The following is a 23,901-nucleotide window of genomic DNA, read 5'->3' as shown; positions in this document are numbered from 1 at the left end:
TCGCGCGCCGCGCCCGCCCCTCACTCCCGCGCCCGCAACCCGCCGAACGCGAGATCGTCGACCGGCGCGACCGGCAGCGTCGCCCGCGCGACGTCGAGCCACGCACGCGCCGCGTGCGACAGATAACCCTTCTTCAGCCAGCCGAGCGCGATCGCCCACGTGATCTCCGGCTCGACGATCGGCCGGCACGTGAACTGCCCCACGTCGAGGCGCCGGCAATACGGCTCGGGCAGCAGCGCGATGCCGACGCCCGCGTGCACGAGCGCGGCCATGAAATCCCAGTGGCCGCTGCGGCTCACGATCGACGGCGTGAAGCCGACCTGCCGGCACGCGTCGAGCACCGCGTCGTGCAGCGCAAGGCTTTCCGCGTAGAACACGAACGACTCGCGCGCGAGATCCGCGAGCGGCACCGCCGCGTGATCCTCCCAGCGCGACTCGCGCGGCGCGACCAGCCACAGCGGCGCGCGCACCATCGGCAGCCGGTCGAACACGGCGGGATCGACCGGCTCCAGCAGCCCGCCCAGCTCCAGCTCGCCCGACATCAGCGCCGCCTCGATCATGCGCGCCCCCTGCTCGAACAGCTTCAGCTCGATGTTCGGGTAGCGCTGCTTGTACGCGGCGATGATCGGCGTGAACAGCGACCCGCCGAGCGGCGGGATGCCGATCGTCAGCTCGCCGCGGCCGAGCGTGCCGAGGTCGTTCAGCTCCGACTGCAGCTGCGCCTGCGCGGCCAGCACGTCCTGGCCGCGCTGGAACACGATCCGCCCGGCATCGGTCAGCACCATCTGCCGGCCGTCGCGCAGCAGCAGCGGCGAGCCGATCTCGTCCTCGAGCGCCTTCACCATCTTGCTGATGGTCGGCTGCGTGACGAACAGGCGGTCGGCGGCCGCCGTGAAGCTCTGCTGACGGACCACCTCGACGAAGTACCGCAGCGCGCGCAATTCCATCGATCACTCCCCAGGTTGGTGCGGCGAACACAAAGCGAATTCCGAATTGGAATGACAAGGATAGAGACAAGTCATTTTATTTATGGTTAGGGGAAACCCTATACTCCCATCATCAATGAAACATGCAGGGAGCCCGCCATGACCACACCGACCGCCACCGCCGCCCACCTCGCCGCTTCGGGCAACGTTGCGCGCACGGGCCGGATCGTGCTGCAGGCCGCCGCACTCGGCGTGCTGTGGATGGCGGTCGACTGGGCCGTGCGTGCGGTCGGGCTGCCGGTGCCGTCCGGCGTGATCGGCCTCGCGGTGCTGCTCGTGCTGCTGTTCTCGGGCCGCGTCGCGCCGGCGTGGGTCAAGGACGGCGCGAACTGGCTGCTGTCCGACATGCTGCTGTTCTTCGTGCCGGCCGCGGTGGCCGCCGTGCAGTATGGCGGGCTGTTCCGCGAGGACGGCTGGCGGCTCGCGCTGGTGGTGGTCGCCGGCACCGCGTTCGTGATGGTCGCGGTGGCCGTCGCGGTCGATCTCGCCGCGAAGCTCGAGCGCCGGCTCGTCGTGCAGCGCGTGGTGGCCGAGCGCCGCCGCGTGCGCGCCTGATCCCCGCCCGCCCCTCCCCACTCCCGGAATCCGCCTCATGTTTGCCGCGCTGCCGACCCTGTCCGCCGACCAGACGAATGCCGCGATCTCCGTCGGCTGCTTCGTGCTGACGGTCGCGCTGTACTTCGCGTCGAAGCGGCTCTACGCGTACAAGAAGACGCTGCTGTTCTCGCCGCTCGTGTTCGTGCCCGGCGTGCTGGTCGCGCTCGTCGCGCTGACGGGCATCCCGTATTCGGTCTACTTCCGCGACACGCGCTGGCTGATGTGGCTGCTCGGCCCGGCGACGATCGCGTTCGCGGTGCCGATCTACGACTATCGCGACCTGATCCGCCGCCACTGGCTGTCGCTGTCGGTCGGCGTCGCGGTGGGCATCGCCGCCGGCGTGTGCGGGTCGCTGCTGCTCGCGAAGCTGCTGCACCTGTCGCCGGAGCTGCAGCGCTCGCTGATGACCCGCTCGGTGTCGACGCCGTTCGCGCTGGCCGTCTCCGACAAGATCCATGCGCCGAAGGATCTCACCGCGCTGTTCGTGATCGCGACCGGCATCTGCGGGATGCTGCTCGGCGAAATCGTGCTCGCGCTCGTGCCGATGCGCACGCGGCTCGCGCGCGGCGCGCTGTTCGGCGCGGCCGCGCACGGGGTCGGCACCGCGAAGGCGCGCGAGATCGGCAGCGAGGAAGGCGTCGTGTCGAGCCTGACGATGATGATCGCGGGTGTCGCGATGGTGCTGCTCGCGCCGCTGCTGTCGCTGCTGCCGATCTGATCAGGCGCCGCCGCCGCGCACCGCGCGGTGTGCGGCCACCCTGCCCCGGGCGTCGGCCCGCCCGCGGCGATCATGCCCCGTTTCCCCGCCGCCGGCCGGGCCCCCCGCCCGACAATCGCCTGAGATAGCCGCAATTCCCCCCTCTTTTCCGCCCATCGGCTTCGGGCCGGATGCCGAACAATGCATGCTACGAGTCACCACGCACGCATTCACATGGCCTCCACGACCGCAAATCCGCCCGCCGACAAGCCCGCTTCGTCCGGCAAGCTCAAGCGCATCGCGCTTCTCGCCGTCATCACGCTCGGCGCGGCGGCTGCCGCCGCGGGCGGCATGTACGTGTTCCTGAGCAAGCAGGGCGTCGGCCATGCGAGCGGGCCCGTCGAGCCGCCGCCGCTGGCCGCGCCGGTGTTCTTCCCGCTCGACCCGCTCACCGTGAACCTGCAGTCCGACGACGGCATCCAGCACTACCTGCGCGTCGGCCTGTCGCTGAAGCTCACCGACCCGAAGGCGCAGGAGCAGTTGACCGCGCGGATGCCGGAAACCCGCAGCCGCATCCTGCTCGCGCTGAGCAACAAGCGTCCCGAGGAACTCGCGACGCCCGACGGCAAGCGCGCGCTCGCCGGCGAGCTGAAGGGCCTGATCGAGCAGCCGACGCAGCCGGGCAACCAGCATGCGAAGGTCGACGACGTGCTGTTCACCGAGTTCGTCGTTCAGTAACTCGCCGACAAAGGAACGCAGATGGGCCACTCGGAGTTCATGTCCCAGGAGGAGGTCGATGCACTCCTCAAGGGCGTCACGGGCGAAGCCGACGCGGATGACGACAAGCGCGAGTCGGCCGGCGTTCGCCCGTACAACATCGCGACGCAGGAGCGGATCGTCCGCGGCCGGATGCCCGGCCTCGAGATCATCAACGACCGCTTCGCGCGGCTGTTGCGCATCGGCATCTTCAACTTCATGCGGCGCACGGCGGAGATTTCCGTCAGCCAGGTGAAGGTGCAGAAGTACAGCGAATTCACCCGCAACCTGCCGATCCCGACGAACCTGAACCTGGTGCACGTGAAGCCGCTGCGCGGCACGTCGCTGTTCGTGTTCGACCCGAACCTCGTGTTCTTCGTCGTCGACAACCTGTTCGGCGGCGACGGGCGCTTCCACACGCGCGTCGAGGGCCGGGATTTCACGGCGACCGAGCAGCGCATCATCGGCAAGCTGCTGAACCTCGTGTTCGAGCATTACACGACCGCATGGAAGAGCGTGCGGCCGCTGCAGTTCGAGTTCGTGCGCTCGGAAATGCACACGCAGTTCGCGAACGTCGCGACGCCGAACGAAATCGTCATCGTCACCCAGTTCTCGATCGAGTTCGGGCCGACGGGCGGCACGCTGCACATCTGCATGCCGTACTCGATGGTCGAGCCGATCCGCGACGTGCTCGCGTCGCCGATCCAGGGCGAGGCGCTCGAAGTCGACCGCCGCTGGGTGCGCGTGCTGTCGCAGCAGGTGCAGTCGGCCGAGGTCGAGCTGAGCGCGAATCTCGCCGAGATTCCGGTGACCTTCGAGCAGATCCTCAACCTGCGCGCAGGCGACGTGCTGCCGCTCGCGATCGAGGACACGATCACCGCGAAGGTCGACGGCGTGCCGGTGATGGAATGCGGTTACGGGATTTTCAATGGTCAATATGCGTTGCGCGTGCAGAAGATGATCAGCGCGGCCGACGCACTGAAGGAAGGTGGATATGAGTGAGCTGAATCCGACACCCGAGCTCGACCCGCAAGCGCTCGCCGACGCCGCGCTGGTGGAGACGGCCCCCGCGGCGGCTGCCGTGGCCGTGGCCGACGCCGACGGCGAACAGGGCCTGGACGACTGGGCCGCCGCGCTCGCCGAGCAGAACGAGCAGCCGGCGCCGGCCAGCGCGACGGGCGCCGGCGTGTTCCAGCCGCTGTCGAAGGCCGCGTCGAACGCGACGCACAACGACATCGACATGATCCTCGACATCCCGGTCAAGATGACCGTGGAGCTCGGCCGCACGAAGATCGCGATCCGCAACCTGCTGCAGCTCGCGCAGGGCTCGGTCGTCGAGCTGGACGGCATGGCCGGCGAGCCGATGGACGTGCTCGTGAACGGCTGCCTGATCGCACAGGGCGAGGTGGTGGTCGTCAACGACAAGTTCGGCATCCGCCTGACGGACATCATCACGCCGTCCGAGCGCATCCGGAAGCTGAATCGATGACCTGCGCGCCGTCCGGCCGCCGCGCGATCGCGTTCGCGGCCTGCGCCGCCGCCGTCGCGCTGCACGCCGGCACGGCCGCCGCCGCGGACATGAACGCGGTGAACCACGCGGGCCAGATCGCGTCGAGCGTGGTGGTCGGCTCGGCCGCGCCGTCGCTCGGCGTCGGCGCGGTGCTGCAGACGCTCGTCGGGCTCGCGCTCGTGATCGGCCTCGTGTTCGGCTGCGCGTGGCTCGCGCGCCGCTTCGGCTTCCAGCCGGCGGGGCGCGGCGGCCCGCTGAAGGTCGTGTCGAGCGTCGCGGTCGGCACGAAGGAGCGCGCGACGATCGTCGAGATCGGCGACACCTGGCTCGTGCTCGGCGTCGCGCCCGGCAACGTGCGGCTGCTGCACACGCTGCCGGCCGGCTCGGCCGCGGCCATGGCGGCGGACGCCCCGGCGGGCGCCGCGCCCTCCGCCGGCGGCGGCGGCCCGCACGGCACGTTCGGCCAGCGCTTTCGCAGCGCGCTCGCGGGCGAAGCCGCGAAACGCCTCGGGCGCGACAAGGATCGCTGACATGCCGCCGCGCCGCGACGCCGCCCGCCCGGCGCCCAGCGCCGCCACGGCCCGCGCGCCCTCTTCCCTACACCGCACTTCGATGAAACACGTCTTCCTGCGCCGCGCGGCGCAACTCGCGCCCGTGCTGATCCTCGGCCTCGCCCCCGCGCTCGCGTGCGCGCAGGCGGGCCTGCCGGCCTTCAACGCGGCCCCGGGCCCGAACGGCGGCACGACCTACTCGCTGAGCGTGCAGACGATGCTGCTGCTCACGATGCTGTCGTTCCTGCCGGCGATGCTGCTGATGATGACGAGCTTCACGCGCATCATCATCGTGCTGTCGCTGCTGCGCCAGGCGATCGGCACCGCGTCGACGCCGCCGAACCAGGTGCTGGTCGGCCTCGCGATGTTCCTCACCTTCTTCGTGATGTCGCCGGTGCTCGACCGCGCGTACAACGACGGCTACAAGCCGTTCTCCGACGGCAGCGTGCCGATGGAGCAGGCGGTGCAGCGCGGCGTCGCGCCGTTCAAGACCTTCATGCTGAAGCAGACCCGCGAGACCGATCTCGCGCTGTTCGCGAAGATCTCGAAGGCCGGGCCGATGCAGGGCCCGGAGGACGTGCCGCTGTCGCTGCTGGTGCCCGCGTTCGTCACGAGCGAGCTGAAGACGGGCTTCCAGATCGGCTTCACGATCTTCATCCCGTTCCTGATCATCGACATGGTGGTCGCGAGCGTGCTGATGTCGATGGGGATGATGATGGTGTCGCCGTCCACCGTGTCGCTGCCGTTCAAGCTGATGCTGTTCGTGCTCGTCGACGGCTGGCAGCTGCTGCTCGGCTCGCTCGCGCAGAGCTTCGCCTGACCCCGGGGAGCGTGCGATGACGCCCGAACAAGTGATGACGCTCGCGCACCAGGCGATGATGATCGGCCTGCTGATTTCCGCGCCGCTGCTGCTCGTCGCGCTGGCGGTCGGCCTCGTCGTGAGCCTGTTCCAGGCGGCGACGCAGATCAACGAATCGACGCTGTCGTTCATCCCGAAGCTGCTCGCGGTCGCGGCGACGCTCGTGATCGCCGGCCCGTGGATGATGACGACGCTGCTCGACTACCTGCGCCAGACGCTGCTGCACGTCGCGACGCTCGGCGTGGGCTGAGCGGCGCGCCCGCTTCTCGACTCCGGCGATGTTCTCGGTCACCTACGCGCAGCTCAACGTCTGGCTCACGGCCTTCCTGTGGCCGTTCGTGCGGATGCTCGCGCTGGTCGCGACCGCGCCGGTGACGGGCCACCCGTCGGTGCCCGCGCGCGCGAAGGTCGGCCTCGCCGCGTTCATGGCGCTGGTCGTCGCGCCGACGCTCGGGCCGCTGCCGGCCGCCACGGTGTTTTCCGCGCAGGGCATCTGGATCATCGTCACGCAGTTCCTGATCGGCGTCGCGATGGGCTTCACGATGCAGGTCGTGTTCGCCGCCGCGCAGGCCGCGGGCGATGCGATCGGCCTGTCGATGGGCCTCGGCTTCGCGACCTTCTTCGATCCGCATTCGAACGGCGCGACGCCGGTGATGGGCCGCTTCCTGAACGCGGTCGCGCTGCTCGCCTTCCTCGCGTTCGACGGCCACCTGCAGGTGTTCGCCGCGCTCACCGCGTCGTTCCAGACGCTGCCGATCTCGGCCGACCTGCTGCACGCGCCCGGCTGGCGCACGCTCGCCGCGTCCGGCGCGGCGGTGTTCCAGATGGGGCTGCTGCTCGCGCTGCCGGTGGTCGTGGCGCTGCTGATCGCGAACCTCGCGCTCGGCATCCTGAACCGCGCGGCGCCGCAAATCGGCATCTTCCAGGTCGGCTTCCCGGTCACGATGCTGGTCGGCCTGCTGCTCGTGCAGCTGATGGTGCCGAACATGGTGCCGTTCTTCGGCCGGCTGTTCGACATGGGGCTCGATACGATGGGCCGGGTCGTCGCGGGCCTGCGCTGACGCGCATGCGCCGCAACGCGCGCGGCGCAATCAGATCAGGCCGTTTTCGTACGCATAGCGAATCAGGTGGATGTTCGTATCGGCCTGCAGCTTGCGCATCGCCGTGTGCTTCTGCGTCGACACGGTGCTGACCGAGCGGCCGAGCTGGTTCGCGATGTCCTGCAGCGTATGCCCGGACGCGAACAGCCGCACGACATCGAGTTCCCGGGCCGTGAGCGCCGATTCCTGCCCGGGCGGGCCCGCGTCGCCGCGCTCGAACGTGGCGCGGACCGTCGGCGACAGGTAGCAGGCGCCGGACGCGTCGAGCCGCCGGCACGCGCGGACGATCTCGTCGATCGGGTCTTCCTTGCTGACGATCGCGGCCACCCCGAGCCTGAGCGCCGCCGCGAGCACGCTGGGGTTCGACTGCGCGGTAAACATCACGCACCGCGTGCGCGGCGCGACGCTGCGCAGTTTGCGCAGCAGCGGAAGCCCGTCGAGCGGGCGCTCGCCGCGGCTCATCGAATAATCGACGACGGCGATGTCGACCGGGGCCTGCATCAGCGCGGCGATCAATGCGGTGCCGCTGCGGCATGTATGCGTGACGCGAAACGGCGGCGTCCGTTCCAGCAGGCGATCGAGTAATTCCAGTACCACGGGATGGTCGTCGGCAATGGCGACGGATATTGCATTCATATCTCGAATTGAAAAATGCTTCGTCGATCATCGATACGGCGACGCCTTGTGCCACGGCGCCGGTGGGAGAGCAGCCTGCTTTTCCGGAGTTCGTGCGCGGGCGAATCGAAGGAAGGCGCGATTATTCATGGATAAGCGCATGAATAATGACTCAAACCGAAAATGCATTGCCCGAATATATCAAACGAGAAATCTCAAAAAATAAATCGGCAAGATTCGCGCTTTGATGCGTTTCATTTTTATGGAACTTGTCCTATTTCAGATCGAATAATCCGATCAGCATCCTAAATCGTGCCTAATCGCCAGACCTTGCGCCCGCCCGCCTGTCGCAGGCCGGGCCGCCCGGGCCGGCTCCAGGATTGCTGGAAAACCCCTAAAGGAATGACGGGTCCGCGAAAGGTTGCGGAAGGTTTCGCGTCCCTATACTCGTTACAACGATGCGCGCAATGACCGCGCCATACCGATAACGACCGGAGACACCCCGATGCGACCCATCCTGCGCCACCTCGCCGTTGCAGCCAGCCTGACCTGCGCGTTCGCCGCGCACCCCGCCGTCGCGGCCGACGACGGCGGCAAGATCACGATCATGGTGGGCGGCATCGCGAAGCTGATCTACCTGCCGGCGCGCCTGACGCAGGAGCTCGGCTACTTCAAGGAACAGGGGCTCGACGTCGAGCTGCTGTCGCAGCCGGCCGGCGTCGACGCCGAGAACGAGCTGCTCGCGGGCGCGGTGCAGGGCGTGGTGGGTTTCTACGACCACACGATCGACCTGCAGAGCAAGGGCAAGGACGTGAAGGCGATCGCCGTGTTCGGCCAGGTGCCGGGCGAGGTCGAAATGGTGTCGACCAAGGCCGCGCCCTCCTTCAAGTCGATGGCCGACGCGAAAGGCAAGACGCTCGGCGTGACGGGCCTCGGCTCGTCGACGAGCTTCCTCACGCAATACCTTGCGCTGCAGCACGGCGTGCCGTCGACGCAGTACACGATGCTGCCGGTGGGCGCCGACGCGAGCTTCATCGCGGCGATCAAGCAGGGCCGGATCGACGCCGGGATGACGACCGAGCCGACCGTGTCCGCGCTCGAGAAGATGGGCGACGCGAAGGTGCTGGTCGACCTGCGCACGCTCGAAGGCACGCGCGCGGCGCTCGGCGGCACCTATCCGGCCGCGAGCCTGTACGTGCAGTCCGCGTGGGCGGATTCGCACAAGGCGCAGGCGACGAAGCTCGCGCATGCGTTCGCGAAGACGATGCAGTTCATCCATACGCACAGCGCCGAGGAGATCGCCGCGAAGATGCCGGCCGACTACCAGAAGGACAAGGCGCTGTACGTGAGCGCGCTGAAGGCGTCGCTGCCGATGTACACCGCCGACGCGAAGATGCCCGCCGACGGCCCGGCGACGGTGCTGAAGGTGCTGTCGGCGTTCAACCCGTCGGTGAAGGGCAAGCACATCGACCTGGCGCGCACCTACACCAACGAGTACGTGAGCGCGAAATAAGCGCCGGCGGCGGACGATCCCGCCGCCGCGCTCCCCCGTTCCGGCCCGGCTGACCGGCCCCGGCGCGGCCTGCACAGGCGGCGCCTTCCACCCGCAGGACGAATGCGATGACCCAGGCAGTTTCACCGAGCACACCGGCGATCGAGTTTCGCAACGTGTCGTGCCGCTTCATCTCGCCGGAAGGCAAGGCAACCATCGCGCTGCGCGATTTCAGCATGAGCGTCGCGCGCGGCGAGTTCATCGCGATCGTCGGGCCGACCGGCTGCGGCAAGTCGACGACGCTCAACCTGATCACCGGGCTGCTCAAGCCCGCGTCCGGCGAGGTGCGCGTGATGGGCCGCCCGGTCGACGGGATCGACCCGCGCATCGGCTTCGTGTTCCAGGCCGACGCGGTGTTCCCGTGGCGCAACGTGATCGACAACGTCGCCGCGGGCCCCTTGTTCCGCGGCCGCTCGAAGGACGTCGCGTACGGGCAGGCCGAGGAATGGATCCGCAAGGTCGGCCTCGACAAGTTCACGAAGCACTACCCGCACCAGCTGTCGGGCGGGATGAGGAAGCGCGTCGCGCTCGCGCAGACCTTCATCAACCAGCCGGAAATCCTGCTGATGGACGAGCCGTTCTCCGCGCTCGACATGCAGACCCGCACGCTGATGCAGGACGAGCTGCTGCAGCTCTGGTCCGCGAACAAGGGCTCGGTGGTGTTCGTCACGCACGACCTCGAGGAGGCGATCGCGCTCGCCGACCGCGTGTTCGTGCTGACCGCGCGCCCCGCGACGCTCAAGCGCGTGTACGAGATCGACCTGCCGCGCCCGCGCGTCACGTCGGAGATTCGCTATCACCCGCATTTCATCGAGATTTCCAAGGACATCTGGCACGACCTGCGCGAAGAAGTGCAGATCGGCTGAACGCAGCAACAGCAACAGGACAGAGCAAGGACAGGAGCATGACCGACATGACGCTTCCCACTTCCGCCATGAACGCGGGCTCGCTGGAAGACGCGCAGCGCGCCGCGCAAACCCGGCTGCGCCGCCGCCGGCAACTGATCATCGGGCTGCGGATCGCCGTGCTCGTCGTCGTGCTGGGCGGCTGGGAACTCGCCGCGCGGCTCAAGTGGATCGATCCGTTCTTCTTCTCGCAGCCGACGCTGATCTTCGCGCAGCTCCAGGACTGGTTCGTCAACGGCACGTCGCAGGGGCCGCTGCTCACGCAGGTGTGGGTGACGCTCGAGGAAACCACGATCGGCTTCGTGATCGGCTCGGTGGCCGGCGTGATCTGCGGGATCGTGCTCGGCCGCAACAAGCTGATGGCCGACGTGTTCGGCCTCTACATCCAGATCGCCAACTCGATCCCGCGCGTCGTGCTCGGCTCGATCTTCGTGATCGCGCTCGGCCTCGGCATGGCGTCGAAGATCGCGCTGGCCGTCGTGATGGTGTTCTTCGTCGTGTTCGGCAACGCGTTCCAGGGCGTGCGCGAAGCGGACCGCTACCTGATCGCGAACGCGCAGATCCTCGGCGCGTCGCGCCGGCAGATCACCACGTCGGTCGTGATTCCGTCGGCGCTCTCCTGGATTCTCGCAAGCCTGCACGTGAGCTTCGGCTTCGCGCTGGTCGGCGCGGTGGTCGGCGAGTTCCTCGGCTCCAAGCAGGGCATCGGCCTGTTGATCTCCACCGCGCAGGGCGCGTTCAACGCGAGCGGCGTGTTCGCGGCGATGATCGTGCTGGCCGTGGTCGCGCTCGCCGCCGACTACCTGCTGACCTGGCTCGAGAGGCGGTTGCTGAAGTGGCGGCCGGCCGCGTTCTGAACGCCGCACGATCGCGTTCGACCCCGACCGCGCCCGAGGCCGCCCCGGCCCCGGCGCGGTTCGGCATTCAGGGAAAGGAGCGGGAACGAATGACGCACAGCCTGCGCGGGCGGCTGCTCTGGTGGCTGCTGCTGCCGCTCGCGGCGTTCGTGCTGATCGCGGGCGCGATGTCGTACGACACCGCGCGGCGCACCGCCGACCTCGTGCAGGACAGCGCGCTCGTCGCGTCCGCGCGCACGATCGGCGAGGACGTCGAGTGGCGCAACGGCTACCTGGCGGCCGACGTGCCGCCCGCCGCGCTGGAGATTTTCGAATCGCCGTCGCGCGATTCGGTGTTCTACAAGGTGATCGACGGCCACGGCCGGCTGCTCGCGGGCAATCCCGAGCTCGACCTGCCCGCTCGGCATGGCGCCGAGCCGACGCTGTACCGCACGGCGCTCGGCGGCATCGCGCTGCGCGCGGTCGCGTACGACCGGCAGCTGTACAACGAAGGCCAGGTGGAGACGGTGACGGTCGTGGTCGCGAAGACGACGCGCTCGCGCGGCGCGATGCTCGACACGATCTGGCGGCCGCAGCTCGTGCGGCTGTCGCTGATGCTGCTGCTCGCGGTCGTGCTCGTGTATCTCGGCCTGACCTTCGAGCTGCGGCCGTTGATGAAGCTGAAGGACGACGTGGCCGACCGCGGGCCGATGGAGCTGGAGCCGATCCGCCCCGAGCGGCTGCAGCACGAGCTGCGGCCGATCGTCGACGCGATCAACCAGTGCATCGCGCGGCTGAACACGCACACGGCGACGCAGCGGCGCTTCATCGCCGATGCCGCGCACCAGCTGCGCACGCCGATCGCGGTGCTCGACACGCAGATCCAGTACGCGCAGCAGCGCGAGCGCGACGACCCGGAGCTGAGCGCGATGCTCGACAGCATGCAGCGCAGCAGCCGCAAGATGGCCGACGTGACCGACAAGCTGCTGCTGCTCGCGCACGCGGAGGCGACGCCGCCGACGCTGCTGACCCAGCGCGTCGATCTCGCCGCGGTGGTGTCGAGCGTGTTCGAGGAAACCATCGTGCTCGCGCAGCGGCGCGACATCGACCTCGGCGCGGACCTCGGCGAGCAGCTCGACGTGACGGGCAGCGCGAGCCTCTTGACCGCGCTCGTGATGAACCTCGTCGACAACGCGGTACGTTATACGCAGCCGGGCGGCTGCGTGACGGTCGCCGCGCGCCGCGACGGCGATACCGTCGTGCTCGACGTGATCGACAACGGCCCGGGCATCCCGGCCGAGGCGCGCCCGCACGTGTTCAAGCGCTTCTACCGCGTGTCGAGCGACACCGAAGGCTCGGGCCTCGGCCTCGCGATCGTGCGCGAGATCGCGCAGGCGCACGGCGGGATGGCGTCGCTCGCGCCGGGGCCCGGCAACCGCGGCATTGTCGTCACCGTGCGGCTGCCTGCGTATGTTTGAAGAGTTCGAAGAGACGCTGCAATGAAACTCCTGCTGGTCGAAGACAACGCCGAACTCGCGCACTGGATCGTGAACCTGCTGCGCGGCGAGGATTTCGCGGTCGACAGCGTCGGCGACGGCGAAGGCGCGGACGCGGTGCTGAAGACCGAGCGCTACGACGCAGTGCTGCTCGACATGCGGCTGCCGGGCATCAGCGGCAAGGAAGTGCTCGCGCGCCTGCGGCGCCGCAACGACAACGTGCCGGTGCTGATGCTGACCGCGCACGGCTCGGTCGACGACAAGGTCGACTGCTTCGGCGCGGGCGCCGACGATTACGTCGTGAAGCCGTTCGAGTCGCGCGAGCTGGTCGCGCGGATCCGCGCGCTGATCCGCCGGCAAGCGGGCGTCGGCGCGACGCAGCTGGTGTGCGGCGATCTCGTCTACGCGTTCGGCACGCGCGAATTCCGCTGCCACGACGTGCCGCTCGCGCTGCGCCGCCGCGAGCACGCGATCCTCGAGACGCTGATGCTGCAGCAGAACAAGACCGTGTCGAAGGCGCGGCTGATGGACAGCGTGTTCGCGCTCGACGACGAGCCGAGCGCGGACGCGATCGACATCTACATCCACCGGCTGCGCAAGCATCTCGCGCCCAGCACGGCGGAGATCATCACGCTGCGCGGGCTCGGCTACATCCTGCGCGAGAAGGCCGCGCAGGGCTGACGCCGCGCGCCCCCCAACGGCCTGCCGCCGGCGCGGCAGCGCTTTCGCACGTCCGCGAAATCGCCATGGGCCGACCGCGCTCACTGTTGTATTCACGCAAACGCCGCAGATCCCGGCACGCGGCGCCGATGTTCCTGCTCTCCCATTCCCACATGGCATTCGGCACTCGTCAGGACTCCGCCGTTCGGTGTTTTCACCGATCCGATTCGCGTGCCCGGGAAAGCGGCGTGAAGGATTGCCCTCTCTACGATGCTAGGCGTCGGTCATCTCGCAGGGGCCGGCAGGACGCGGCATACGTTAGGTACTGCCAACAAGCGAATTTCAATGCGGCAGCTCGGAGGAGACGATCTTGAAACGAAAATACCTGGCCCTTTCCATCGCGGCGGGGCTGTGCGCCGCGACCCAGGCGCACGCGCAATCGAGCGTGCAGCTCTATGGCCTGATGGACCTGAGCTTCCCGACCTACCGCACGCACGCGGATGCGAACGGCAAGCACGTAATCGGCATGGGCAACCAGGGCGAGCCGTGGTTCAGCGGCAGCCGCTGGGGCCTGCGCGGCGCCGAGGACATCGGCGGCGGCACCAAGGTGATCTTCCGCCTCGAAAGCGAATTCGTGGTCGCGAACGGCCAGATGGAAGACGAAGGCCAGATCTTCGACCGCGACGCGTGGGTCGGCATCCAGGACGACCGCTTCGGCAAGCTGACGGCCGGCTTCCAGAACTCGATCGCGCGCGACGCGGCCGCGATCTACGGCGACCCGTACGGCACCGCGCAGCTGACCACCGAGGAAGGCGGCTGGACCAACTCGAACAACTTCAAGCAGATGATCTTCTACGCGGCCGGCCCGACCGGCACGCGCTACAACAACGGCCTCGCGTGGAAGAAGCTGTTCAGCAACGGCATCTTCGCCAGCGCGGGCTACCAGTTCAGCAACTCGACCAGCTTCGCGACCGGCTCCGCGTACCAGGTCGCGCTCGGCTACAACGGCGGCCCGTTCAACGTGTCGGGCTTCTACAGCCACGTGAACCACAACGGCTTCCGGAACCAGACGTTCTCGGCCGGCGGCAACTACACGTTCAGCATCGTGCGCCTGAATGCGGGCTACTTCCGCTACAACGGCGACCAGGGCGCGCTCGGCCAGCGTCACGACAACGCGTGGACCGTGTCGATGAAGCTCGCGCCGCAGGGCCCGCTCGACTACGAGCTCGGCTACCAGCAGATGCGCATCAAGAACGCCGCGTACAACGCGGACGGCTTCACGCCGAACGCCAACCTCGGCGCGTTCAGCCTGACCAACGGCGTCGGCAACGGCTTCAAGGAGACGATCTACGGCTCGATCTTCTACCACCTGAGCAAGCGCACCGAGGTCTACCTGGCCGGCGACTACATGAAGCTGCACGGCGGCTACAAGGTGTCGTCGACGTTCGGCTCGAACAACCAGCTCGAGCTGACGACCGGCATCCGCACCCGCTTCTGACCCCGCGCGGGCGCCCGCCCGCGTGCATCGTTCCCGAGGCTCCATGCAGGGCACGCCGGCGCACCGCGCCGTCCGTGCCCTTTTTTTCTCGCAGCGGATCGGGCCGCACGGCCGCCCGGCGCGACAACCGGCCCATCACCGGCCCGAAGCCGCGCAGCGCCCGCCAGGCGGGCGATCCGGCCCGATCCGCCGGTTTGCGGCGTGCATCGGCGCCTATCGGGCGCTTGACCTGCGCCGACCGACTCGCTAGCGTTTCGGGTTCGCCCGCGGCGGCCCCCTCCCCGGCCGCCGGCGCCGCGACAGCGCCCGACGCCCGGGCGCGGCGCGGACGGGCCCAGGATGGAAAAGGACGATGCAGAAACTCGATGCGGCCAGCCCGCAGGCGATGTCGACGGATTTCACCGCCGACAACGTCGCGCGCCTGAAGGCGCTGTTCCCCGAACTCGTGACCGAAGGCCCTGACGGCGCGTCGGTCGACGTCGACGCGCTGAAGGCGCTGGTCGGCGATCGCACGGTCGGCGACGCCGACGAAAAATACGGCTTCCACTGGCACGGCAAGCGCCGCGCGCGGCAGGCCGCGCTCACGCCGTCCACCGGCACGCTGCGGCCCTGCCCGGCCGACAGCGTCGCGTGGGACGACACCCGCCACCTCGTGATCGAGGGCGACAACCTCGACGTGATGAAGCTGCTGCACAAGAGCTACGCGGGCAAGGTCAAGCTGGTCTACATCGATCCGCCGTACAACACCGGCAGCGATTTCGTCTATCCGGACGACTTCAGCGACAGCCTGCGCCACTACCTGGCCGTCACCGGCCAGACCGAAGGCGGCGTGAAGCGCAGCACCAACACCGAGGCGAACGGCCGGTTCCACACCGACTGGCTGAACATGATGTACCCGCGGCTGAAGCTCGCGCACGCGCTGCTGTCCGACGCCGGCGTGATCGCCGTGCACATCGACGAGCACGAGGTGCATGCGCTGGTGCTGATGCTGCGCGAGATCTTCGGCGAGGAGAACGAGCTCGGCGTGGCCGTGTGGGACAAGCGCAACCCGAAAGGCGACGCGCGCGGCGTCGCGTACCAGCACGAATCGCTCGTGCTGTTCGCGCGCAACGCGGAGGCGCTGCATGAAGCGACCCCGCTCAAGCGCCCGAAGCGCAACGCGCAGCGCATGCTCGACGCCGCGTACGACCTCGTGCGCCGCAACGGCACCGCCGCGGACGCCGCGCAAGAGTACCGCGCGTGGGTCCGGACGCAGACCGGCCTGTCCGGCGGCGAGCTGATGTACGACCGGCTGTCGGCCGACGGGCGCGTGTACCGCCTCGTGTCGATGGCGTGGCCGAACAAGAAGAAGGCGCCGGACGAATACTTCGTGCCGCTCGTGCACCCGGTCACCGGCAAGCCGTGCGCGATGCCGGAGCGCGGCTGGCGCAACCCGCCGGCGACGATGCAGGCGCTGCTGGAGCGCGGCCTGATCGAGTTCGGCGCGGACGAAACCACGCAGCCGCAGCGGATCTACTACCTCGACGAGAACATGTACGAGAACGTGCCGTCGGTGCTGCCGTTCGGCGGTTCGGACGACGCGCTGCTGAAGGCGCTCGGCGTGCCGTTCGAGCAGCCGAAGCCGGTCGATTTCGCGGCATCCGTGATCGGCTGGTGCACGCGCGGCGACGACATCGTCGTCGACTGCTTCGCGGGCTCCGGCTCCACCGGCCACGCGGTCATGCAGCTGAACGCGACCGACGGCGGCTCGCGCCGCTACGTGCTCGTGCAGCTGCCCGAGCCGCTCGACAAGCACGACAAGACGCAGCAGGCCGCGGCCGAGTTCTGCGCGAAGCTGAAGAAGCCCGCGACGCTCGCCGAGCTGACCAAGGAGCGCCTGCGCCGCGCCGCGCAGCAGGTCGCGCGCGACTATCCGGAAAGCTATGGCGATCTCGGTTTCCGCGTGTACCGGCTCGACACGACCAACGTGATCGAGTGGGATCCGCGCCGCGACGATTTCGACCACGCCCTCTTCGCGTCCGTCGAGCACGTGAAGACCGGCCGCAGCGACGACGACCTGCTCGCGGAGCTGACGCTGAAGCTCGGCCTCGACCTGTGCACGCCGGTCACGCATCACGCGGTGGCCGGCAAGACGGTGCACCTGATCGGCCAGACGGTCGTCGCGTGCTTCGACGCGCGCGTCACGCGCGACGACGCCGAGCCGCTCGCCGAAGGGATCGTCGCGCTGCTCGACGCGCACGGCACGACGCGCGACGTCACCTGCCTGTTCCGCGACAGCGGTTTCGCCGACGACGTCGCGAAGCTCAATCTCGCCGCGCTGCTCGAGCAGCACGGCGTGAAGCGCGTGCGGAGCCTGTGATGCGCCTGCATTTCGAAGCGGATCTCGACTACCAGCGCGAGGCGATCGACGCCGTCTGCGACCTGTTCCGCGGCCAGGAGGCGTGCCAGGGCGACTTCAGCGTGCTCGCGAACGCGGCGCCCGGCACGTCGGCCGCCGCGCAGGCGGCGCTCGGCTTCGCGCTGTCGGAGCGCGGCGTCGGCAACCGGCTGTCGATCACCGACGACGCGCTCGCGCGCAACCTCGCCGACGTGCAGCTGCGCGGCGGCCTGCCGCCGTCGGGCGACCCGGCCTCGCGCGATTTCACGGTCGAGATGGAGACCGGCACCGGCAAGACCTACGTGTACCTGCGCACGGTGTTCGAGCTGAACCGCCGCTACGGCTTCACGAAGTTCGTGATCGTCGTGCCGTCGGTCGCGATCAAGGAAGGCGTGCACAAGACGCTCTTGATCACCGAGGACCATTTCCGCGGCCTGTACGCGGGCGTGCCGTACGACTACTTCCTGTACGACTCCGCGAAGCTCGGCCAGGTGCGCCACTTCGCGGCGAGCGCGACGATCCAGATCATGGTGATGACGGTCGCCGCGATCAACAAGCGCGACGTCAACAACCTGTACAAGGACAGCGAGAAGACCGGCGGCGAGAAGCCGATCGACCTGATCCGCGCGACGCGCCCGATCGTGATCGTCGACGAGCCGCAGAGCGTCGACGGCGGCCTCGAGGGGCGCGGCCGCGAGGCGCTCGCGGCGATGGACCCGCTGTGCACGCTGCGCTATTCGGCGACGCACGTCGACCGCCACCACATGGTGTACCGGCTCGATGCGGTCGACGCGTACGAGCGCAAGCTCGTCAAGCAGATCGAGATCGCGTCGGCGATCGTCGAGGATGCGCACAACAAGCCGTACCTGCGGCTCGTCGGCGTGTCGAACCGGCGCGGCGCGATCAGCGCGCGCGTCGAGCTCGACGTCGCGACCACGGCCGGCGTGAAGCGCCAGATCGTGTCCGTGACCGACGGCGACGAGCTCGAGCGCGTGACCAGGCGCGCGCTGTACGCGGGCCTGCGGATCGGCGAGGTGCAGGCGGCGAAGGGCGCCGAATACCTCGAGCTGCGCCATCCGGCCGGCGAGGCGTTCCTGTCGCTCGGCGAGGCGTACGGCGACATCGACACGCTCGCCGTGCAGCGCGAGATGATCCGCCGCACGATTCGCGAGCACCTCGACAAGGAGCTGCGGCTCTCGGAGCGCGGCGTGAAGGTGCTGTCGCTGTTCTTCGTCGATTCGGTCGAGCGCTACCGGAAATACGACGCGAACGGCGCGCCCGTGAAGGGCGACTACGCGCTGATCTTCGAAGAGGAATACGCGCGCGCGGCGCGCGTGCCCGCGTATCGCGCGCTGTTCGACGGCGTCGACGTCGCGCGCGAGATCGAAGCCGCGCACAACGGCTACTTCTCGATCGACCGCAAGGGCGGCTGGACCGACACCAGCGAGAGCAGCGCCGCGAGCCGCGAGAACGCCGAGCGCGCGTACGGGCTGATCATGCGCGAGAAGGAAGCGCTGCTGTCGTTCGACACGCCGCTGAAGTTCATCTTCTCGCACTCCGCGCTGAAGGAAGGCTGGGACAACCCGAACGTGTTCCAGATCTGCACGCTGCGCGACATCCAGACCGAACGCGAGCGCCGCCAGACGCTCGGCCGCGGGCTGCGGCTCGCGGTCGACCAGGACGGCGAACGGGTGCGCGACCCGGGCGTGAACACGCTCACCGTGATCGCGACCGAGCGCTACGAGAGCTTCGCCGAGAACCTGCAGAAGGAAATCGAGGCCGACACGGGCATCCGCTTCGGGATCGTCGAGGAACACCAGTTCGCGGCGCTCCCGGTGCGCGAAGGCGACGGCCCCGCGCATGCGCTCGGCATCGAGCTGTCGCGCGTGCTGTGGGCCCACCTGCACGCGCACGGCTACATCGATGCGCAGGGCAAGGTGCTCGACCGGCTGAAGGACGCGCTGCGGCAAAGCGCGCTCGTGCTGCCGGACGCGTTCGAGACGCTGCGCGCGGCGGTCGTCGCGACGCTGCGCAAGCTGTCGGGCCGCTTCGCGGTGCGCAACGCGGACGAGCGCCGCGAGATCGCGCTGCGCCGCGACGCGTCGGGCAAGGCGGTGGTGCTCGGCGGCGAGTTCCGCGCGCTGTGGGATCGCATCAAGCATCGCACCGTGTACCGCGTGCAGTTCGACAACGCGAAGCTCGTGCAGGATTGCGCGGCCGCGCTGCGCGACGCGCCCGAGGTCGCGCGCGCGCGGCTGCAATGGCGCAAGGCCGAGATCGACATCGGCAAGGCCGGCGTCGAGGCGATCGAGGTGGCGGGCGCCGGCACGGTGCTGATCGACGAAGGCGCGCTGCTGCTGCCCGACCTGCTCACCGAGCTGCAGGACCGCACGCAGCTCACGCGCCGCTCGCTCGCGACGATCCTCGCGGACAGCGGCCGGCTCGACGATTTCCGGCTCAACCCGCAGCAGTTCATCGCGCTCGCGGCCGATGCGATCAACCGCTGCAAGCGGCTCGCGCTCGTTAGCGGCATTGCGTATCGCAAGCTCGGCGACCGGCACGTGCACGCGCTCGAATCGTTCGAGAGCGAGGCGCTGACGGGCTACCTGCGCAACCTGCGCACGGACGCGCGCAAGGCGACTCACGAAGCGGTGGTGTGCGAGACCGATGCCGAGCGCGCGTTCGCCGATGCGCTCGAGGCGCACGACGCGGTGAAGCTGTACGCGAAGCTGCCGCGCTGGTTCGACGTGCCGACGCCGCTCGGCAGCTATCACCCCGACTGGGCCGTGCTCGCGGAACAGGACGGCGACGCGCGCCTGTACTTCGTCGTCGATACGCCGCGCAGCGCCGACGACGACGCGCCGCGCGAGCACGAACGCGCGAAGCTCGCGTGCGGCGACGCGCATTTCCGCGCGCTCGCCGACGGCGATGCGCCGGCGCGGTACGTGCGGGCGCACAGCGTCGACGCGCTGTTCGCGCGCACCGCGCAGGCGGCCGACGCGGGCTGACCGGCCGCGCGGCGCGGGCCGATGCTCGCGCCGCGCCGGCGGCCCTCATGCCGCATCGCAACAACCCGCCCGCTCTCCCCGCTCTCCCCGCTCTCCTCCCTTTTCCGCCCGATGCCGCGCACGATCCGGCGGCCGGAATGCTTGCCGCCGCAAGCAGTTGTCCCCGGCCGTTACGCCTCGTTGCAAATTCGAAGCGATGCAACACCGGGCTCGCACTATGCTCCGGGCACCCACACAAGAATCCGAAGGAGGGGTTGTCATGAACAACTTGCTTAAGGCGCTCGCCGGCGCGTCCGTGCTCTCGCTTGCGCTGGTCGGCTGCGGCGGCGGCGATGGCGGCGGCAGCAACACCCAAACCGGCACGCTGCACGTCGCGATGACCGACGCGCCGTCGTGCGGCTTCGATCACGTCTACGTCACCGTGTCCCAGGTTCGCGTCAACATGAATTCGAACGCCGGCGACAACGATGGCGGCTGGTCGACGGTCTCGCTGCCGGTGCCGCAGAAGATCGACCTGCTGTCGCTGACCAACGGCGCGCTCGCCGACCTCGGCCAGACCGCGCTGCCGGCCGGCCAGTACCAGCAGGTTCGCCTCGTGCTCGCGCAGAACCAGGGCAACACGCTCGCGAACTCGGTCGTGCCGACCGGCGGCGCCGAGCAGCCGCTCGCGACGCCGAGCGCGACGCAAAGCGGCTACAAGATCATCAGCCCGTTCACGGTCCAGCCGAACACGCTCGTCGACCTCGTGCTCGACTTCAACGCGTGCAAGTCGATCGTGCAGCGCGGCAACGGCACGTATGGGCTGAAGCCGGTCGTGACCGCGACGCCGACCGTGGTGAGCGGCGCGATCACCGGCTACGTCGCGCAGGCTGAAGCGGGCGCGACCGTCTACGCGGAACAGGGCGGCAAGGTGGTGCGCGGCACCGTCGCCGACGGCACCGGCAAGTTCGTGCTGTCGCCGCTGATCCAGAGCTCGACGCAGGGCAACTACGACGTCGTGATCGTGCAGAACAACGTCGCGTCGGGCATCGTCCGCGCGGTGCCGGTGGTCGTGAACACGAGCACCGCGGTGTCGACGTCGAACGTGCCGATCGCGCTGCCGGCTTCCGCGATGAGCACCGTCAGCGGCACCGTGACGGCCAGCGCGAATGCATTGGTGCGTGCGCTGCAGACGATCAATGCAAACGCTTACGAGATCACGTCGGCCAACGCGAACCTGGATACCGGCTTCTACGCGCTGTCGGTGCCGACCGCCGCGCCGATCGTCGGGACCTACACGGGTGCGCTGCCGGTCGCGCTGGCCGCGGTGCCGGCGGCCGCCGGCCAGTACACGATCGAGGCCGATGCGGCATCGGGCGCGACGCAGGCGACGAACGTCAACGCGACGACCAGCCAGACGAACGTCAATTTCTCGTTCTGACGGCTTGACCGGGCAGGGTCGCACGCGGTCCTGCCCAAACGACCATGGAGAATGACGTGAAGAAAAAGGTCATCACGCTGCTGACGGCTGTCGGCGTGCTGGGCGCATTGAGCGGATGCGCGGTCTACGTGCCGGGCCCGCCGGTGGTGGTTGCGCCGCAAGGCGGCCCCGGCAACGGCTTCTGCCCGCCGGGACAGGCCAAGAAAGGCAATTGCTGAGCGCAATGCGCATGCATGAACGAGAAAAGGCGCCCAAGGGCGCCTTTTCCGCTTCTGCGATCCGCGCAGGCCGTTTAAAGCGTATGGCCGAACGCGTTGCGCTTCTCGTGGTTCGTATGCGTGGTCGCGTGCGCGGTGTGACCATGCGCATGGCCGTGGCCCGGCTGCACGCCCGCGCGGCCGGCGATCGTGCCGGAGCGGTCGGCCGCGCGCGACAGGCCGTGGTCGCGGTCGCCGGAATGGATGCCGTTCGAGTTCGACATCGCCTCGCCGCTCATGTGGCCGCCCGACAGGCCGCCGGCATTGCCGCCGCTGCCGCCCGCGCCGTGACCGCCGCCGTTCCCTCCTCCATTACCGCCTGCCGCCGCGTGGGCCGATACCGCGCCGAGCGCGAGACATGCCGCTGCGAGCACGGACAGGAAGCGTCGTTGTTTCATCGTGGTGCTCCTTGGAGCGCATTGAGATGATTCATTGTACGAACGGGCCGGCGCGCGGCCATCGCGCGTTGTAAGTATTCGTAACGCGGCATCGGACGGCCATTTATCAGACCAATTCAGGCGTCGCCCGCTGTTGAAACGGATGCCGCCCCGCGCGACACTCGTGCTATCTGTCCTGTACCGGCCCCATGCCGTCGATCGACCTTCAAGATGGCGTAGCCGGCCGCGCCCCCATGCGGCGCGTCAAGGAGTTCCGATGGAATCGCGCACCGCCGTGTCGTCCCGTCCCGCGATCCCCCGCACCGTGTGGGCGCTGGGGTACGTCAGCCTGCTGATGGACCTGTCGTCGGAACTCGTGCATGCGCTGCTGCCCGTCTATCTCGTGACGACGATGGGGATGAGCGTCGCCGCGCTCGGCGTGCTCGAGGGCGCGGCCGAAGCGACCGCGCTGCTCGTGCGGATCTTCTCCGGCGCGCTCAGCGACTGGCTCGGCCGCCGCAAGGCGCTGCTGCTCGCCGGCTACGGGCTCGCCGCGCTGACCAAGCCGCTGTTCCCGCTCGCGCACGGGCCGGGCCTCGTGATCGCCGCGCGCCTCGTCGACCGCTTCGGCAAGGGCATTCGCGGCGCGCCGCGCGACGCGCTGGTCGCCGATGTCGCCCCGCCCGAGATTCGCGGTGCGTGCTTCGGGCTGCGGCAGTCGATGGATACCGTCGGCGCGGTCGGCGGCCCGCTGCTCGCGATCGCGCTGATGTTCGCGTTCGCGGACCAGATCCGCACGGTGCTGTGGTTCGCGTCGATCCCCGCGTTCGCGACGCTCGCGGTGCTGCTGTTCGGCGTGCGCGAGCCCGACGCCGCGGCGGCCGGGCGCGCGGGCGCGGCGCGCCCGTTCCGTTCGCCGCTCGACCTGCGCGCGCTGCGCGCATTCTCCGGCCGCTACTGGTTCGTCGTCGCGATCGGCGCGACCTTCACGCTCGCGCGCTTCAGCGAGGCGTTCCTCGTGCTGCGCGCGCAGCAGACCGGCATGGACGTCGCGTGGGTGCCGTCGGTGATGGTCGTGATGAGCGCCGCGTATGCGCTCGCCGCATATCCGGTCGGCGTCGTGTCGGACCGGCTCGACCGGCGCGCGCTGCTCGCGATCGGCATGGCGCTGCTGATCGGCGCGGACCTGCTGCTCGGCACGCGCGCCGACGTCGCGACGGTGCTGACCGGCGTTGCGGTGTGGGGGCTGCACATGGGGTTCACGCAGGGGATACTCGCCGCGATGGTCGCCGATACCGCGCCGGCCGAATGGCGCGGCACCGCGTTCGGGCTGTTCAATCTCGCGGCCGGGTTGGCGATGCTGCTGGCGAGCGTGATCGCGGGATGGGTGTGGCAGCGCTTCGGCGCGCCGGCGATGTTCTTCACCGGCGCGGCGATCGTGCTCGTGCCGCTCGCGATGTGCGGGTTCGCGCCGGGACGGAATGCGGGCTGACGCTCGCGAACGATGCGCACGGCGCGAAGCCGTGCGACGGTGACGGACTCATTGCGCTGGCGGCGTGCCCTGCGCGGCGGCCCGGCGTTGCGCGGCGAGTTCCTCCGCGTGCTTCTTCGCCATGTGATGGCCGACGATGCAGCCGCCGACCGCGCCGGCCACCGCATGGTGGCCCGCGTAGTGGCCGGCGACGCCGCCGACGACCGCGCCCTTCATGCAGCCCGCCGCATGCGCGCTGCCGATCGTGGCGAGCGCCATGCCGGCGGCGAGCGCCCATTGCCTGATGTGTCGATGGGTGGTGACCATGCGCTCACGCTCCTCGTCGTCGGTTGTTGGTTGGCGAACCGCTCAG

24 protein-coding genes are annotated in these 23,901 nt (G+C 69.1%); 20 read left to right on the top strand and 4 right to left on the bottom strand.

Features of this window, described 5'->3' with window-relative positions; genetic code table 11:
* Positions 1-20: 20 nt before the first annotated feature.
* Complete coding sequence (locus tag HWY45_RS14595; RefSeq protein WP_059810913.1) at positions 21-947, bottom strand: LysR family transcriptional regulator; 927 nt, start codon at positions 945-947, stop codon at positions 21-23.
* A 138-nt stretch (positions 948-1,085) separates the two neighbouring features.
* On the opposite strand from HWY45_RS14595, the gene HWY45_RS14590 reads away from it, so the two are divergent.
* From HWY45_RS14590 to fliR, 9 genes are all read left to right on the top strand, one after another.
* Positions 1,086-1,541, top strand: a complete 456-nt coding sequence (locus HWY45_RS14590; RefSeq protein ID WP_059810912.1) for a CidA/LrgA family protein — start codon at positions 1,086-1,088, stop codon at positions 1,539-1,541.
* A 37-nt stretch (positions 1,542-1,578) separates the two neighbouring features.
* Positions 1,579-2,301, top strand: a complete 723-nt coding sequence (locus tag HWY45_RS14585; RefSeq protein ID WP_059564661.1) for an LrgB family protein — start codon at positions 1,579-1,581, stop codon at positions 2,299-2,301.
* A 180-nt stretch (positions 2,302-2,481) separates the two neighbouring features.
* Positions 2,482-3,018: a flagellar basal body-associated protein FliL gene (fliL, locus tag HWY45_RS14580; protein ID WP_059564660.1), complete on the top strand. Its 537-nt coding sequence runs from the start codon at positions 2,482-2,484 to the stop codon at positions 3,016-3,018.
* Positions 3,019-3,039: 21 nt separating this feature from the next.
* Positions 3,040-4,038: a flagellar motor switch protein FliM gene (gene fliM, locus HWY45_RS14575; RefSeq protein WP_059564659.1), complete on the top strand. Its 999-nt coding sequence runs from the start codon at positions 3,040-3,042 to the stop codon at positions 4,036-4,038.
* Positions 4,031-4,525, top strand: a complete 495-nt coding sequence (gene fliN / locus HWY45_RS14570) for a flagellar motor switch protein FliN (RefSeq protein ID WP_059882356.1) — start codon at positions 4,031-4,033, stop codon at positions 4,523-4,525. Before fliM ends, fliN begins: the two co-directional genes overlap by 8 nt.
* Positions 4,522-5,076: a flagellar biosynthetic protein FliO gene (gene fliO, locus HWY45_RS14565; protein WP_059882358.1), complete on the top strand. Its 555-nt coding sequence runs from the start codon at positions 4,522-4,524 to the stop codon at positions 5,074-5,076. The genes fliN and fliO overlap by 4 nt, the downstream gene beginning before the upstream one ends.
* Positions 5,077-5,158: 82 nt before the next feature.
* Positions 5,159-5,917: a flagellar type III secretion system pore protein FliP gene (fliP, locus tag HWY45_RS14560; protein ID WP_059564656.1), complete on the top strand. Its 759-nt coding sequence runs from the start codon at positions 5,159-5,161 to the stop codon at positions 5,915-5,917.
* A 16-nt stretch (positions 5,918-5,933) separates the two neighbouring features.
* Complete coding sequence (gene fliQ, locus HWY45_RS14555; protein WP_017334727.1) at positions 5,934-6,206, top strand: flagellar biosynthesis protein FliQ; 273 nt, start codon at positions 5,934-5,936, stop codon at positions 6,204-6,206.
* Positions 6,207-6,234: 28 nt separating this feature from the next.
* Positions 6,235-7,017, top strand: a complete 783-nt coding sequence (fliR, locus tag HWY45_RS14550; protein WP_059882359.1) for a flagellar biosynthetic protein FliR — start codon at positions 6,235-6,237, stop codon at positions 7,015-7,017.
* Between the two features lie 30 nt (positions 7,018-7,047).
* Here the strand turns inward: fliR and HWY45_RS14545 are convergent, their stop codons facing one another.
* Positions 7,048-7,692, bottom strand: a complete 645-nt coding sequence (locus tag HWY45_RS14545) for a response regulator (RefSeq protein WP_059882361.1) — start codon at positions 7,690-7,692, stop codon at positions 7,048-7,050.
* A gap of 484 nt (positions 7,693-8,176) precedes the next feature.
* Here HWY45_RS14545 and HWY45_RS14540 point away from each other — a divergent pair, with 484 nt between their 5' ends.
* The 10 genes from HWY45_RS14540 to HWY45_RS14495 all read left to right on the top strand — a co-directional run bounded on the left by HWY45_RS14540 (position 8,177) and on the right by HWY45_RS14495 (position 21,641).
* A complete protein-coding gene (locus tag HWY45_RS14540) occupies positions 8,177-9,184 on the top strand; it encodes an ABC transporter substrate-binding protein (protein WP_059882363.1) in 1,008 nt (335 codons plus the stop codon).
* Positions 9,185-9,291: 107 nt separating this feature from the next.
* Positions 9,292-10,089: an ABC transporter ATP-binding protein gene (locus HWY45_RS14535; protein ID WP_059882365.1), complete on the top strand. Its 798-nt coding sequence runs from the start codon at positions 9,292-9,294 to the stop codon at positions 10,087-10,089.
* A gap of 47 nt (positions 10,090-10,136) precedes the next feature.
* Positions 10,137-10,985, top strand: coding sequence for an ABC transporter permease (locus tag HWY45_RS14530; RefSeq protein ID WP_059564675.1), 849 nt, complete (start codon positions 10,137-10,139; stop codon positions 10,983-10,985).
* A gap of 89 nt (positions 10,986-11,074) precedes the next feature.
* Positions 11,075-12,442, top strand: coding sequence for a sensor histidine kinase (locus HWY45_RS14525; protein ID WP_059882367.1), 1,368 nt, complete (start codon positions 11,075-11,077; stop codon positions 12,440-12,442).
* A gap of 21 nt (positions 12,443-12,463) precedes the next feature.
* The gene (locus HWY45_RS14520; RefSeq protein ID WP_059564650.1) at positions 12,464-13,141 is read left to right on the top strand and encodes a response regulator; all 678 of its coding nucleotides are present in this window, start codon (positions 12,464-12,466) and stop codon (positions 13,139-13,141) included.
* Between the two features lie 349 nt (positions 13,142-13,490).
* Complete coding sequence (locus HWY45_RS14515) at positions 13,491-14,618, top strand: porin (RefSeq protein WP_059810906.1); 1,128 nt, start codon at positions 13,491-13,493, stop codon at positions 14,616-14,618.
* Between the two features lie 352 nt (positions 14,619-14,970).
* Positions 14,971-16,977: a site-specific DNA-methyltransferase gene (locus HWY45_RS14510; protein ID WP_059564648.1), complete on the top strand. Its 2,007-nt coding sequence runs from the start codon at positions 14,971-14,973 to the stop codon at positions 16,975-16,977.
* Positions 16,977-20,003, top strand: coding sequence for a type III restriction-modification system endonuclease (locus tag HWY45_RS14505; protein ID WP_059882368.1), 3,027 nt, complete (start codon positions 16,977-16,979; stop codon positions 20,001-20,003). The genes HWY45_RS14510 and HWY45_RS14505 overlap by 1 nt, the downstream gene beginning before the upstream one ends.
* Before the next feature lie 259 nt (positions 20,004-20,262).
* Entirely contained in the window at positions 20,263-21,423 is a 1,161-nt protein-coding gene (locus HWY45_RS14500; RefSeq protein WP_059882370.1) for a DUF4382 domain-containing protein, read from the top strand.
* A 56-nt stretch (positions 21,424-21,479) separates the two neighbouring features.
* Positions 21,480-21,641, top strand: coding sequence for a hypothetical protein (locus HWY45_RS14495; RefSeq protein ID WP_124483003.1), 162 nt, complete (start codon positions 21,480-21,482; stop codon positions 21,639-21,641).
* Positions 21,642-21,715: 74 nt separating this feature from the next.
* Here the strand turns inward: HWY45_RS14495 and HWY45_RS14490 are convergent, their stop codons facing one another.
* On the bottom strand, positions 21,716-22,078 hold the full coding sequence (locus tag HWY45_RS14490; RefSeq protein WP_059882372.1) for a hypothetical protein: 363 nt from the start codon (positions 22,076-22,078) through the stop codon (positions 21,716-21,718).
* A 256-nt stretch (positions 22,079-22,334) separates the two neighbouring features.
* On the opposite strand from HWY45_RS14490, the gene HWY45_RS14485 reads away from it, so the two are divergent.
* Positions 22,335-23,549 (top strand): MFS transporter, encoded by a 1,215-nt coding sequence (locus HWY45_RS14485; protein ID WP_059882374.1) that lies wholly within the window; start codon positions 22,335-22,337, stop codon positions 23,547-23,549.
* Between the two features lie 48 nt (positions 23,550-23,597).
* Here the strand turns inward: HWY45_RS14485 and HWY45_RS14480 are convergent, their stop codons facing one another.
* Positions 23,598-23,855 (bottom strand): hypothetical protein, encoded by a 258-nt coding sequence (locus HWY45_RS14480; protein WP_059882376.1) that lies wholly within the window; start codon positions 23,853-23,855, stop codon positions 23,598-23,600.
* Between the last annotated feature and the right edge of the window lie 46 nt (positions 23,856-23,901).

The sequence above is a fragment of the Burkholderia stagnalis genome (genome assembly GCF_902830275.1).
Classification (GTDB): domain Bacteria; phylum Pseudomonadota; class Gammaproteobacteria; order Burkholderiales; family Burkholderiaceae; genus Burkholderia; species Burkholderia stagnalis.
The sequence above is the reverse complement of the archived record's forward strand: the minus strand, read 5'-3'. Positions and strand labels throughout refer to the sequence as shown.